Below are 13,196 nucleotides of genomic sequence, written 5' to 3' on the forward strand. Positions count from 1 at the left end.
TATAATAGAAAAGATTAAGATTGGACAAGGGGAGATATGGACGCGAAATTAAAGTATAAGGCAAAAAAGATAAAAATTGTCTTTTTCGATATAGATGATACCCTGCGAGTCAAGGATACAGGTTTTATCCCAGATTCTATCCAGACAGTTTTCAAGCAGTTGAAAGACAAAGGGATTTTGACGGGTATTGCGTCTGGTCGAGGAATGTTTGGTGTCGTGCCGGAGCTGAGAGCTTTGCAACCAGACTTTTTCGTTACGCTGAATGGAGCTTATGTCGAAGACAGCAAAGGGAAGGTGATTTCTCAGACGGTTATCCCGTCCGATAGAGTGACATCCTATATTGCTTGGGCTCAGGAGGAAGGAATTGATTATGGTCTGGTTGGTAGCCATGGAGCAGCCTTGTCCAATCGAAATTCTCTGATTTCAGAGGCTATTGATGTGGTTTATCCAGATTTGCCTGTTGATCCAGACTTTCATTTAGACAAGGATATTTATCAGCTTTGGACCTTTGAAGATAGAGGAGATAGCCTGCAGCTGCCAGAGGCGTTAGCGGAGCATCTGCGTTTGGTTCGCTGGCATCCTCATTCGTCAGATGTCGTGCCGACAGAAGGTTCCAAGGCAGCCGGAGTTTCCAAGGTTGTCGAGCATCTGGGCTTGAAACCTGAAAATGTCATGGTTTTTGGCGACGGGCTCAATGATCTGGAATTGTTTGACTATGCCGGAATTGGCATTGCCATGGGTGTTTCCCATGAAGAACTGCGAAAAAGAGCAGATTATATTACAAAAACAGTAGAAGAAGACGGTATTTTTGCCGCTTTAGAGGAGTTAGGTATGGTAGAAAAAGAATTACATTTTCCACAAGTAGAACTTGCAGCAGCAGAAGGTCCAAAAGCGACTATCAGGACTAATCATGGTGACATGAAAGTTCAGCTTTTTCCGGAACAGGCACCAAAAACAGTAGCCAACTTTATTGCTCTTGCTAAAGACGGATACTATGACGGTGTGATTTTCCATCGTATTATTCAGGACTTTATGATTCAGGGTGGTGATCCTACTGGTACCGGTATGGGCGGTCAGTCTATCTATGGTGAGAAATTTGAAGATGAGTTTTCACCTGAGCTTTACAATATTCGTGGGGCTCTTTCCATGGCAAATGCTGGGCCAAATACTAACGGCAGTCAATTTTTCATTGTTCAAAATAAAAATCTTCCTTATTCAGCTAAGGAATTGAGCCGCGGCGGCTGGCCTGAAGCTATCGCTGAAGTCTATGCCAGTCAGGGAGGAACACCGCATTTGGATCGGCGCCACACTGTCTTTGGTCAGCTGGCTGATGAAGCGTCCTACCAAGTTTTGGACAAGATTGCAGCTGTTGAGACGGGGGCTATGGATAAGCCGGTGGAAGATGTTGTGATTGAGACAATTGAGGTAGAAGACTGATGAAAATCGGTGATAAATTAAAAGGCAAAATCACAGGGATTCAGCCTTATGGAGCTTTTGTTGAGCTGGAAAATGGTACGATTGGTCTGATTCATATCTCAGAAATTCGTCCGGGTTATATTGAAAATATCCATGATAGTGTAAAGATTGGCCAGCAGGTATTAGTACAGGTTGTGGACTATGATGAATTTTCTGGGAAGTCCAGTCTGTCCATGCGGACCCTGGAAGAAGAAAAGCACCGCCTCCCTAGACGCCACCGCTTTTCAAACGACCGCTGTAAAATTGGTTTTGAGCCTTTAGGAAGACAGCTGCCTATCTGGATCAAAGAGGCAAAAAAATTCTTAAAAGAAGAAAAAGTTTAAAAAATATCCTGTTCGATAAGAGAACAGGATATTTTGCTTGGATAGAATTGCTATTCAATTCATAGTTGAGTACTAAGTTGAAATGGACATGTTTTCAAAAAATACTAAGCATCAAATTCGTAGAGAGCGGTAGACAGGTAACGTTCGCCGTTATCAGGAGCCAGAGCAAGGACTTTCTTGCCAGCTCCTAGTTTTTTCGCTACTTCAATAGCTGCGAAAATAGCAGCAGCAGATGAAATCCCCACTAAGAAGCCTTCCTGACCGCCAATATAGCGTCCGAATTCCAGTGCTTGATCAGAAGTTACGCGGACAATACCGTTGTAGGCTTCTGTATCTAAGGTCTCTGGAATGAATCCAGCTGAAAGTCCTTGGATTTTGTGAGGGCCTGGCTTCTCACCAGAAAGGATAGCAGATTCGTCTGCTTCGACTGCGTAGATTTGGATGTCCGGATTAACTTTTTTGAGAGCGTGAGATACACCGGAAATAGTTCCGCCAGTTCCGACACCGCCTACAAAGGCATCCAGTCCGGTTTCACCGAAAGCAGCGATAATTTCTGCTCCTGTAGTTCGTTCGTGAACCTCTGGATTGGCCGGGTTGTTAAACTGCAGTGGCAGCCAGCCATTTCGTTCTTGTGCGATTTCTTGTGCTTTTGCAATAGCGCCTTTCATTCCTTCGCTACCTGGAGTCAAGACTAACTCAGCACCATAAGCTTGGATAATTTTGCGGCGCTCCACACTCATGGTCTCTGGCATAACAATGACAACCTTGTAGCCTTTGGCTGCTCCGACCCATGAAAGACCAATACCAGTATTTCCGCTGGTTGCTTCAACGATAGTATCGCCAGGCTTGATAAGGCCATCGCGTTCAGCCGCCTCAATCATGCTGAGAGCAATACGGTCTTTGACAGAAGAACCAGGATTGAAAGCCTCTAACTTCACATACACCTCTGCAGCTCCTTCTGGAACCAAGTTGTTCAATTTGACAATGGGGGTTTGCCCAATTAGTTCTGTAATGTTTTGATAAATACGTGACATAGAATACATACCTCAATATAATTTAATAGAATTAGTATAAAATGAAACAAGCGCTTTGTAAAATATAAAAAAGCTATGAGAGCCATAGCTTTTCTTTATGTCAAAACATCAAGGGGACTTCTACTTGGCGCAGTCCTTGATCCATCATCTCCAATTTGCCCTTAAAAAACTCAGTCAGTTTGTCTTTAAGCAGTTCTCTTTCACCTTTGTCAACGAAAAGAAGAGTGGAGACAGTATCTGTAAATTCAGTATCGTATTCAGCAAGATTTTCCGCCTTGAGAAAATTTGCAAAATCCTGATACTGGCTGTAAGACAGTTTTAGGCGTAGGCCAGCCTGTTCTTTTATTTCAACCAGCCCAATCTCCTTAATAGCAAAAGCAACACTGCCGGCATAAGCTCGAATCAGACCGCCGGCTCCTAGTTTAATACCGCCAAAATAGCGAGTAACCACCACGCAAAGATTGGTCAATTCATGCTTTTCTAAGACTCCCAGCATGGGAACTCCGGCTGTTCCGCTGGGTTCTCCATCATCGCTGGTCCGCTTAATATCGCTCTTTTCTCCAATGATAAAAGCAGAGCAGTTATGAGTAGCCTTGTAATGTTCTTTTTTTATAGCAGCGATAAAAGCGCGAGCCTCTTCCTCAGAGTAAACTCGTTTTACATGGCAGATAAAGCGGGATTTTTTAATTTCCTCTTGAACCATACCATCTTCTTTAATTGTCTTAAATTCCATAACTATATTTTACAAAAAAAGACGAATTTTGCCAAAAAATTACGAATAAATAAGTATGTTAGAGTTACAAGATTGTTTAGGACGGATATTTGCAGAAAATCAGTTAGAGCCTAGCTTGCGAGCACAAGCAAAAGAAATTCCCAGTATCCGAGAAGAAAAAGGCAAGCTCCACTGTGGACGCTGCAACAGCTTGATTGAACGAGAAAATCAGCTACCTGTTGGAGCTTATTATTGTAGAGAATGCTTAATATTGGGCCGGGTACGGAGTGACCAAAAACTTTACTATTTTCCTCAAGAGGATTTTCCTAAAAAACAGGTGCTTAAATGGCAGGGGCAACTGACAGAGTTTCAGGGGAAGGTCTCCAAAGGCTTACTGGATGCGCTAGAGAAAAGACAGAATACGTTAGTGCATGCTGTTACTGGCGCTGGAAAAACAGAAATGATTTACCAAGTGCTTGCAAGAGTTATTGATAGAGGAGGGTCTGTTTGCTTGGCCAGTCCGCGGATTGATGTTTGTTTAGAACTTTATCGGCGCCTAAAAGAAGACTTTTCTTGTGAAATAGCCCTTCTGCATGGGGAGTCAGAAGCTTATTTTCGCAGCTCCTTGGTAATTGCGACCACCCACCAGCTCTTAAAATTTTATCGGGCTTTTGATTTGTTGATTGTGGACGAGGTAGACGCTTTTCCTTATGTGGATAATCCCATGCTGTATCACGCTGTAGAGCGTTCTGTGAAAGAGGATGCTACAACTATTTTTCTGACAGCCACTTCCACAGATGAACTGGATAAAAGAGTTCAAAAAGATGAGCTGAAACGCCTGAGTCTTCCCAGAAGATTTCATGGTAATCCCTTGACTATCCCTCAGAAAGTTTGGTTATCTGATTTTCAAAAATATCTTCAGAAGAAGAAAATAACACCTAAGCTTTTAAAATATATAGAAAAACAGAGGCAGACTCAATTTCCTCTCTTGATATTTGCTGCAGAAATTCAAAGAGGAGAGGATGTTGCACAGGCTTTGCAGATTGCTCTGCCAGATGAAAAGTTGGCTTTTGTCGCCTCCACAACAGAAAATCGTCTAGAGATTGTCGAGCAGTTTCGTCGCAAGGAGATTACTATTTTGGTGACAACGACTATCTTAGAGCGTGGAGTAACCTTTCCTGGTGTAGATGTTTTTGTCTTGGAAGCCAATCATCGCTTGTTCAGCCGTAGTGCTCTGGTTCAGATTTCAGGCCGAGTTGGCCGTAGTATGAATAGACCGACTGGACAGTTGCTATTTTTTCATGATGGGACTACCCTTGCTATGGAAAAGGCAATTCGAGAAATGAGGGATATGAATAAGGAGGCGGGATTATGACAGAGTGTCTTTTATGTAAGGAGCAAATTAAGGAGAAAGGTAGTTTTTTACGGCTTTTTCTATTAAAAAAAGAAGGACCAAGCTGCTGCTCTACTTGTTATCAAAATTTTGAACACATATCTGAAGAGCATTGCCCATGCTGTTTTCGCAACGGGCAATCAGATTTATGTACAGATTGCCAAAAATGGGAGGAAGAGGGGAATCTAGTCCAGCACCAGTCAATATTTACCTATAATGAAGCAATGAAGAATTATTTCAGTCAATACAAGTTTCAGGGAGACTATGCATTGCGTTTTGTATTTGCAAAAGCAACTAAAAAAGCAATCAAATTGTTTAGGGAGCATGCTATTGTTCCGATTCCAGTCAGCAACGAAAAATTTCAAGTTCGAGGATTCAATCAAGTGCAGGGGATTTTAGATGCTGCAAACTTGTCATATAGAAATATCTTAGAGAAAAAAGACACCCTAGCACAGTCGAGTAAGACACGTGAGGAGCGTCTGCAGACGCAGCAGGTTTTTAAAATTAAGAAAGGAGTTGATTTGCCAGATAAAATTTTGCTGGTTGATGATATCTATACGACTGGAAAAACCTTGCAATTAGCCAAGCAAATCTTGCTGGAAGCAGGAGTGAAAGAAATTTTGACATTTTCAATAGCAAGATAAGAAAAAATTTGCAAAAAAGGAATGAAAGCGTTATAATGATATTATAAATAAAACATTTATGTTTAGAAAGAAGGTACTTATATGCTTAAATATAGTATCCGTGGTGAAAACCTAGAAGTAACAGATGCTCTCCGTGACTACGTAGTTTCTAAACTTGAGAAGATTGAGAAGTATTTCCAAGCAGAGCAAGAACTTGATGCGCGTGTGAACCTCAAGGTTTACCGTGAAAAGACTGCGAAAGTGGAAGTGACAATTCCGCTAGGCTCCATCACTCTTCGTGCAGAAGATATCTCTCAGGACATGTATGGATCAATTGATTTGGTCACAGATAAGATTGAGCGCCAAATCCGCAAAAATAAGACCAAGATTGAAAGAAAGAATCGCAATAAGGTTGCTACAAGCCAGCTTTTCACAGATTCCTTTGCTGAGGAAGCAGAAGAAGTTCCGTCAAAGGTTGTTCGTTCAAAACACATAGATTTGAAGCCAATGGACTTGGAAGAAGCGATTCTGCAGATGGATTTATTGGGCCATGATTTCTTTATCTATTCCGATGCAGAGGACAGTAGCACAAATGTTATATATCGTCGTGAGGATGGAGATATTGGCCTGTTAGAAGTCAAATAAATGAGAACAGAAGGTTGAGAGCATGTTTCTCAACCTTTTTAGCTTATAGAAAGTCATACATTCAGGTGACATAAACCAGGTTCCTGCTCACAAAGAAATTAACTTTATACTTAGAACTGAAAAATAAACTTTTAAAAAAACAAAAAAAGATTAAAAAAGGTATTGACAGGATGGAGGTATAGGTGATATACTAATATAGTTGTCGCGAAAGACAAAGCCCTTTGAAAACTGAACAAGACGAACCAAGTGCAGGGTGACATAGAGATATGTAACCTGTCAAAAAACGAAAATAAATCTGTCAGTGGACAGTAATGAGTGCGAACTCAAACTTTTTAATGAGAGTTTGATCCTGGCTCAGGACGAACGCTGGCGGCGTGCCTAATACATGCAAGTAGAACGCTGAAGAGAGGAGCTTGCTCTTCTTGGATGAGTTGCGAACGGGTGAGTAACGCGTAGGTAACCTGCCTGGTAGCGGGGGATAACTATTGGAAACGATAGCTAATACCGCATGAAATTCATTGTCGCATGATAATTAATTGAAAGATGCAACTGCATCACTACCAGATGGACCTGCGTTGTATTAGCTAGTTGGTGAGGTAACGGCTCACCAAGGCGACGATACATAGCCGACCTGAGAGGGTGATCGGCCACACTGGGACTGAGACACGGCCCAGACTCCTACGGGAGGCAGCAGTAGGGAATCTTCGGCAATGGGGGGAACCCTGACCGAGCAACGCCGCGTGAGTGAAGAAGGTTTTCGGATCGTAAAGCTCTGTTGTAAGAGAAGAACGGGTGTGAGAGTGGAAAGTTCACACTGTGACGGTATCTTACCAGAAAGGGACGGCTAACTACGTGCCAGCAGCCGCGGTAATACGTAGGTCCCGAGCGTTGTCCGGATTTATTGGGCGTAAAGCGAGCGCAGGCGGTTAGATAAGTCTGAAGTTAAAGGCTGTGGCTTAACCATAGTATGCTTTGGAAACTGTTTAACTTGAGTGCAGAAGGGGAGAGTGGAATTCCATGTGTAGCGGTGAAATGCGTAGATATATGGAGGAACACCGGTGGCGAAAGCGGCTCTCTGGTCTGTAACTGACGCTGAGGCTCGAAAGCGTGGGGAGCAAACAGGATTAGATACCCTGGTAGTCCACGCCGTAAACGATGAGTGCTAGGTGTTAGGCCCTTTCCGGGGCTTAGTGCCGCAGCTAACGCATTAAGCACTCCGCCTGGGGAGTACGACCGCAAGGTTGAAACTCAAAGGAATTGACGGGGGCCCGCACAAGCGGTGGAGCATGTGGTTTAATTCGAAGCAACGCGAAGAACCTTACCAGGTCTTGACATCCCGATGCCCGCTCTAGAGATAGAGTTTTACTTCGGTACATCGGTGACAGGTGGTGCATGGTTGTCGTCAGCTCGTGTCGTGAGATGTTGGGTTAAGTCCCGCAACGAGCGCAACCCCTATTGTTAGTTGCCATCATTCAGTTGGGCACTCTAGCGAGACTGCCGGTAATAAACCGGAGGAAGGTGGGGATGACGTCAAATCATCATGCCCCTTATGACCTGGGCTACACACGTGCTACAATGGCTGGTACAACGAGTCGCAAGCCGGTGACGGCAAGCTAATCTCTGAAAGCCAGTCTCAGTTCGGATTGTAGGCTGCAACTCGCCTACATGAAGTCGGAATCGCTAGTAATCGCGGATCAGCACGCCGCGGTGAATACGTTCCCGGGCCTTGTACACACCGCCCGTCACACCACGAGAGTTTGTAACACCCGAAGTCGGTGAGGTAACCGTAAGGAGCCAGCCGCCTAAGGTGGGATAGATGATTGGGGTGAAGTCGTAACAAGGTAGCCGTATCGGAAGGTGCGGCTGGATCACCTCCTTTCTAAGGAGTCCGTAAGGACACACGGAATGCACTTGAGTCTTGTTTAGTTTTGAGAGGGCTATGTGGGGCCTTAGCTCAGCTGGGAGAGCGCCTGCTTTGCACGCAGGAGGTCAGCGGTTCGATCCCGCTAGGCTCCATTATCTAGTTTGACTAGATAAAGAACTTGTCCATTGAAAATTGAATACCGATATCAAATAGTAACAAGAAAATAAACCGAAAACGCTGTGAATATTAATGAGTTTAAGACTGAAAGGTCAAAAATAAGGTTAAGTTAGTAAGGGCGCACGGTGGATGCCTTGGCACTAGGAGCCGATGAAGGACGTGACAAACGACGAAATGCCTCGGGGAGCTGTAAGTAAGCACTTGATCCGGGGATGTCCGAATGGGGGAACCCAACAGGTTGATGCCTGTTACCCATTTCTGTTAAGGGAATGAGGAGGAAGACGCAGTGAACTGAAACATCTAAGTAGCTGCAGGAAGAGAAAGCAAAAGCGATTGCCTTAGTAGCGGCGAGCGAAGAGGCAGGAGGGCAAACCGAAGAGTTTACTCTTCGGGGTTGTAGGACTGCAATGTGGACTCAGAATTTATAGAAGAATGACTTGGGAAAGTCAGCCAAAGAGAGTAAGAGCCTCGTATTTTAAATAGATTCTGTACCTAGCAGTATCCTGAGTACGGCGGGACACGTGAAATCCCGTCGGAATCTGGGAGGACCATCTCCCAACCCTAAATACTCCCTAGTGACCGATAGTGAACCAGTACCGTGAGGGAAAGGTGAAAAGCACCCCGGGAGGGGAGTGAAATAGAACCTGAAACCGTGTGCCTACAACAAGTTCGAGCCCGTTAATGGGTGAGAGCGTGCCTTTTGTAGAATGAACCGGCGAGTTACGTTATGATGCGAGGTTAAGTTGAAGAGACGGAGCCGTAGGGAAACCGAGTCTGAATAGGGCGCTTTAGTATCATGATGTAGACCCGAAACCATGTGACCTACCCATGAGCAGGTTGAAGGTGCGGTAAAACGCACTGGAGGACCGAACCAGGGCACGTTGAAAAGTGCTTGGATGACTTGTGGGTAGCGGAGAAATTCCAAACGAACTTGGAGATAGCTGGTTCTCTCCGAAATAGCTTTAGGGCTAGCGTCGACATGAAGATTCTTGGAGGTAGAGCACTGTTTGGGTGAGGGGTCCATCCCGGATTACCAATCTCAGATAAACTCCGAATGCCAATGAATTATGGTCGGCAGTCAGACTGCGAGTGCTAAGATCCGTAGTCGAAAGGGAAACAGCCCAGACCACCAGCTAAGGTCCCAAAATAATTGTTAAGTGGAAAAGGATGTGGGGTTGCACAGACAACTAGGATGTTAGCTTAGAAGCAGCTATTCATTCAAAGAGTGCGTAATAGCTCACTAGTCGAGTGACCCTGCGCCGAAAATGTACCGGGGCTAAAACAATTTACCGAAGCTGTGGATACCTTTTATAGGTATGGTAGGAGAGCGTTCTATGTGTGGAGAAGGTGTACCGTGAGGAGCGCTGGAACGCATAGAAGTGAGAATGCCGGTATGAGTAGCGCAAGACAGGTGAGAATCCTGTCCACCGTAAGACTAAGGTTTCCAGGGGAAGGCTCGTCCGCCCTGGGTTAGTCGGGACCTAAGGAGAGACCGAAAGGTGTATCCGATGGCCAACAGGTTGAGATTCCTGTACTAGAGTATGAAGTGATGGAGGGACGCAGTAGGCTAACTCGTGCGTACGAATGGATGTACGTCTAAGCAGTGAGGCGTGGTATGAGTCAAATGCTTATACCTGTAACGTTGAGCTGTGATGGGGAGCGAAGTTTAGTAGCGAGTGAGTGATGTCACACTGCCAAGAAAAGCTTCTAGCGTTGTATCATACTCTACCCGTACCGCAAACCGACACAGGTAGTCGAGGCGAGTAGCCTCAGGTGAGCGAGAGAACTCTCGTTAAGGAACTCGGCAAAATGACCCCGTAACTTCGGGAGAAGGGGTGCTGACTTTTGTCAGCCGCAGTGAATAGGCCCAAGCAACTGTTTATCAAAAACACAGCTCTCTGCTAAATCGTAAGATGATGTATAGGGGGTGACGCCTGCCCGGTGCTGGAAGGTTAAGAGGAGTGCTTAGCGGTAACGCGAAGGTATGAATTGAAGCCCCAGTAAACGGCGGCCGTAACTATAACGGTCCTAAGGTAGCGAAATTCCTTGTCGGGTAAGTTCCGACCCGCACGAAAGGCGTAATGATTTGGGCACTGTCTCAACGAGAGACTCGGTGAAATTTTAGTACCTGTGAAGATGCAGGTTACCCGCGACAGGACGGAAAGACCCCATGGAGCTTTACTGCAGTTTGATATTGAGTGTCTGTGCCACATGTACAGGATAGGTAGGAGCCTATGAAATCGGGACGCCAGTTTCGATGGAGGCGTTGTTGGGATACTACCCTTGTGTTATGGCCACTCTAACCCGGTAGGTTTATCATCTACGGAGACAGTGTCTGACGGGCAGTTTGACTGGGGCGGTCGCCTCCTAAAAGGTAACGGAGGCGCCCAAAGGTTCCCTCAGACTGGTTGGAAATCAGTCGCAGAGTGTAAAGGTATAAGGGAGCTTGACTGCGAGAGCTACAACTCGAGCAGGGACGAAAGTCGGGCTTAGTGATCCGGTGGTTCCGCATGGAAGGGCCATCGCTCAACGGATAAAAGCTACCCTGGGGATAACAGGCTTATCTCCCCCAAGAGTTCACATCGACGGGGAGGTTTGGCACCTCGATGTCGGCTCGTCGCATCCTGGGGCTGTAGTCGGTCCCAAGGGTTGGGCTGTTCGCCCATTAAAGCGGCACGCGAGCTGGGTTCAGAACGTCGTGAGACAGTTCGGTCCCTATCCGTCGCGGGCGTAGGAAATTTGAGAGGATCTGCTCCTAGTACGAGAGGACCAGAGTGGACTTACCGCTGGTGTACCAGTTGTTCTGCCAAGAGCATCGCTGGGTAGCTATGTAGGGAAGGGATAAACGCTGAAAGCATCTAAGTGTGAAACCCACCTCAAGATGAGATTTCCCATAACGCAAGTTAGTAAGAGCCCTGAGAGAAGATCAGGTTGATAGGTTAGAAGTGGAAGTGTGGTGACACATGGAGCGGACTAATACTAATCGCTCGAGGACTTATCCTAGAATAAGAAATTCATCAGAGTGCAGCGAATGGTTTAGAGAAATGTTAGATTTGATATTGTATTCAATTTTGAGTTGACAAGGCTTGTCTGAGAGGACAGAGCAGTTAATTCAATAGTTAAGTGACGATAGCCTAGGAGATACACCTGTACCCATGCCGAACACAGCAGTTAAGCCCTAGAACGCCGGAAGTAGTTGGGGGTTGCCCCCTGTGAGATATGGTAGTCGCTTAGCGAAGGGAGTTTAGCTCAGCTGGGAGAGCATCTGCCTTACAAGCAGAGGGTCAGCGGTTCGATCCCGTTAACTCCCATATTCTGAAAAGAATAGGTCCCGTAGTGTAGCGGTTATCACGTCGCCCTGTCACGGCGAAGATCGCGGGTTCGATTCCCGTCGGGACCGTTGAAGTCGAGAAGATTTCAATAAAAGTAAGAGACTCGTTAGCTCAGTTGGTAGAGCATTTGACTTTTAATCAAAGGGTCACTGGTTCGAGCCCAGTACGGGTCATAAGAGCGGGTTTGGCGGAATTGGCAGACGCACCAGATTTAGGATCTGGCGCTTTAGGGCGTGGGGGTTCAAGTCCCTTAACCCGCATATAAGATAATAATGAGCCGGCTTAGCTCAGTTGGTAGAGCATCTGATTTGTAATCAGAGGGTCGCGTGTTCAAGTCATGTAGCCGGCATTTTTAAATAGGATGCGAACGTAGTTCAGTGGTAGAACATCACCTTGCCAAGGTGGGGGTCGCGGGTTCGAATCCCGTCGTTCGCTTGAGGCGGCCGGGGTGGCGGAACTGGCAGACGCACAGGACTTAAAATCCTGCGATTGGTAACGATCGTACCGGTTCGATTCCGGTCCTCGGCATAGACTTGTAAGAGGTAGTAGAAGAAGATGAGCACCCTTAGCTCAACTGGATAGAGTACCTGACTACGAATCAGGCGGTTAGAGGTTCGACTCCTCTAGGGTGCATTAAATTGTTTGATTTTTTCTTAAGTTTTGCTATAATGAATATAATATGAATAGTGAGCACCCTTAGCTCAACTGGATAGAGTACCTGACTACGAATCAGGCGGTTAGAGGTTCGACTCCTCTAGGGTGCATTTGGAAGCGAAGTCTTAGGGCTCCGTTTTTAGATTGTTTAAGCACCGGGAAGTAGCTCAGCTTGGTAGAGTACTTGGTTTGGGACCAAGGTGTCGCAGGTTCGAATCCTGTCTTCCCGACTAGATAACATAGAAGATAGATGTACTAATCTATCTTTTTGTTTTTAAGAAAACTGTATTTACAGTATTTATGACTTAGCTTACATAGGATTTAATTAGCGATAGAATCTTTTAGAACTTCTGGTCTTGTCTTCTTTATATAATCCTATTTGAAAGCAAGGGATTTGATTACTTAACCAGGTTTAGTTTGATTTTAAAGTCTAGTGTTCCAGAAGTTTAGTTTGTATCAAGCTGCTCAAATGTACTTTCCACTTGAGATGAGTAATATTAAAGATAAAAACCTCTGATAGCGGTGAATAGTTGCCTTCAGAGGTTTTTTATATGTGTTGAGTATGATTTACTACATCAAAGAGTATTCGTCAGATAGCATAATGGTTTCTTTGCCCTTGTTATCAACGATGTAGACTTTTCTAGGAAAGAAAGGGTCAAATTGATAGTTTAAGTCAAATGAAATAATGGTGTTGAAATTTTTTTGTGAGAATCGTAGGGATACTTTTCCTTGTCGGTTGATGATTTCGAACTTGAGGACTGGGCGAAGTTCAAAGACACCTTTGAGATTGTTATCAATGATGTACCAGAATGAATCGACAATTTCTTCAGGGAGGCTCGTCATGATGCCAAAGCTGGCATATCGGCCGAGAGTATTTGTAAATGCCATGGGAGACTCCTTTCTTACAGTCTGGATTTTCTTATATGATACCCGAAAATGCTTGAGATTGCAAGAATTTGACCT

General features: G+C 45.1%; 8 protein-coding genes, 11 tRNA genes and 3 rRNA genes. 19 read left to right on the forward strand and 3 right to left on the reverse strand.

The features are described 5' to 3' along the window. The first annotated feature begins 36 nt into the window (after positions 1–36). Together J1C81_RS02820 and J1C81_RS02825 are read left to right on the forward strand one after the other, a co-directional pair. Positions 37–1,437 (forward strand): bifunctional Cof-type HAD-IIB family hydrolase/peptidylprolyl isomerase, encoded by a 1,401-nt coding sequence (locus tag J1C81_RS02820; protein ID WP_002916273.1) that lies wholly within the window; start codon positions 37–39, stop codon positions 1,435–1,437. Next, a complete protein-coding gene (locus J1C81_RS02825) occupies positions 1,437–1,799 on the forward strand; it encodes a S1 RNA-binding domain-containing protein (RefSeq protein WP_002901252.1) in 363 nt (120 codons plus the stop codon). The genes J1C81_RS02820 and J1C81_RS02825 overlap by 1 nt, the downstream gene beginning before the upstream one ends. Positions 1,800–1,903: 104 nt before the next feature. Here the strand turns inward: J1C81_RS02825 and cysK are convergent, their stop codons facing one another. Continuing rightward, positions 1,904–2,833: a cysteine synthase A gene (gene cysK / locus J1C81_RS02830; RefSeq protein WP_002893488.1), complete on the reverse strand. Its 930-nt coding sequence runs from the start codon at positions 2,831–2,833 to the stop codon at positions 1,904–1,906. Between the two features lie 100 nt (positions 2,834–2,933). Beyond that, positions 2,934–3,566 (reverse strand): YigZ family protein, encoded by a 633-nt coding sequence (locus J1C81_RS02835; RefSeq protein WP_002893485.1) that lies wholly within the window; start codon positions 3,564–3,566, stop codon positions 2,934–2,936. 55 nt (positions 3,567–3,621) lie between these two features. Here J1C81_RS02835 and J1C81_RS02840 point away from each other — a divergent pair, with 55 nt between their 5' ends. The 17 genes from J1C81_RS02840 (at position 3,622) to J1C81_RS02920 (ending at position 12,463) form a co-directional block, all read left to right on the forward strand. Then, positions 3,622–4,920, forward strand: a complete 1,299-nt coding sequence (locus J1C81_RS02840; RefSeq protein ID WP_002916271.1) for a DEAD/DEAH box helicase — start codon at positions 3,622–3,624, stop codon at positions 4,918–4,920. Next, positions 4,917–5,582 carry a ComF family protein gene (locus J1C81_RS02845; protein WP_002916270.1) on the forward strand — a complete coding sequence of 222 codons (666 nt, stop codon included), beginning with the start codon at positions 4,917–4,919 and terminating at the stop codon, positions 5,580–5,582. The genes J1C81_RS02840 and J1C81_RS02845 overlap by 4 nt, the downstream gene beginning before the upstream one ends. A gap of 81 nt (positions 5,583–5,663) precedes the next feature. After that, complete coding sequence (gene hpf, locus J1C81_RS02850; protein WP_002903257.1) at positions 5,664–6,206, forward strand: ribosome hibernation-promoting factor, HPF/YfiA family; 543 nt, start codon at positions 5,664–5,666, stop codon at positions 6,204–6,206. A gap of 331 nt (positions 6,207–6,537) precedes the next feature. After that, positions 6,538–8,085 (forward strand): 16S ribosomal RNA (locus tag J1C81_RS02855). 64 nt (positions 8,086–8,149) lie between these two features. Further along, positions 8,150–8,222 (forward strand) — tRNA-Ala (locus J1C81_RS02860). A 127-nt stretch (positions 8,223–8,349) separates the two neighbouring features. Further along, positions 8,350–11,250: ribosomal RNA gene (locus J1C81_RS02865) — 23S ribosomal RNA — on the forward strand. A 116-nt stretch (positions 11,251–11,366) separates the two neighbouring features. Then, positions 11,367–11,482 (forward strand): 5S ribosomal RNA (gene rrf, locus J1C81_RS02870). Together the 16S, 23S and 5S rRNA genes with 11 tRNA genes alongside form the textbook arrangement of a ribosomal RNA operon. Positions 11,483–11,485: 3 nt before the next feature. After that, positions 11,486–11,558: transfer RNA gene (locus J1C81_RS02875), tRNA-Val, on the forward strand. Positions 11,559–11,574: 16 nt separating this feature from the next. Beyond that, positions 11,575–11,647: transfer RNA gene (locus J1C81_RS02880), tRNA-Asp, on the forward strand. Between the two features lie 32 nt (positions 11,648–11,679). Continuing rightward, a tRNA-Lys gene (locus tag J1C81_RS02885) sits at positions 11,680–11,752 on the forward strand. Positions 11,753–11,757: 5 nt separating this feature from the next. After that, positions 11,758–11,839: transfer RNA gene (locus J1C81_RS02890), tRNA-Leu, on the forward strand. A gap of 16 nt (positions 11,840–11,855) precedes the next feature. Then, positions 11,856–11,928 (forward strand) — tRNA-Thr (locus tag J1C81_RS02895). 14 nt (positions 11,929–11,942) lie between these two features. Next, positions 11,943–12,014 (forward strand) — tRNA-Gly (locus J1C81_RS02900). Positions 12,015–12,021: 7 nt separating this feature from the next. Further along, positions 12,022–12,107: transfer RNA gene (locus J1C81_RS02905), tRNA-Leu, on the forward strand. A 31-nt stretch (positions 12,108–12,138) separates the two neighbouring features. Then, positions 12,139–12,212, forward strand: a tRNA-Arg gene (locus tag J1C81_RS02910). 57 nt (positions 12,213–12,269) lie between these two features. Continuing rightward, positions 12,270–12,343, forward strand: a tRNA-Arg gene (locus J1C81_RS02915). A gap of 46 nt (positions 12,344–12,389) precedes the next feature. Then, positions 12,390–12,463 (forward strand) — tRNA-Pro (locus J1C81_RS02920). A gap of 340 nt (positions 12,464–12,803) precedes the next feature. On the opposite strand, the gene J1C81_RS02925 is transcribed toward J1C81_RS02920, so the two are convergent. Next, on the reverse strand, positions 12,804–13,121 hold the full coding sequence (locus J1C81_RS02925; protein ID WP_002914500.1) for a DUF960 domain-containing protein: 318 nt from the start codon (positions 13,119–13,121) through the stop codon (positions 12,804–12,806). Positions 13,122–13,196 lie beyond the last annotated feature (75 nt).

The sequence above is a fragment of the Streptococcus sanguinis genome (assembly GCF_050225395.1).
Taxonomy (GTDB): Bacteria; Bacillota; Bacilli; order Lactobacillales; family Streptococcaceae; genus Streptococcus.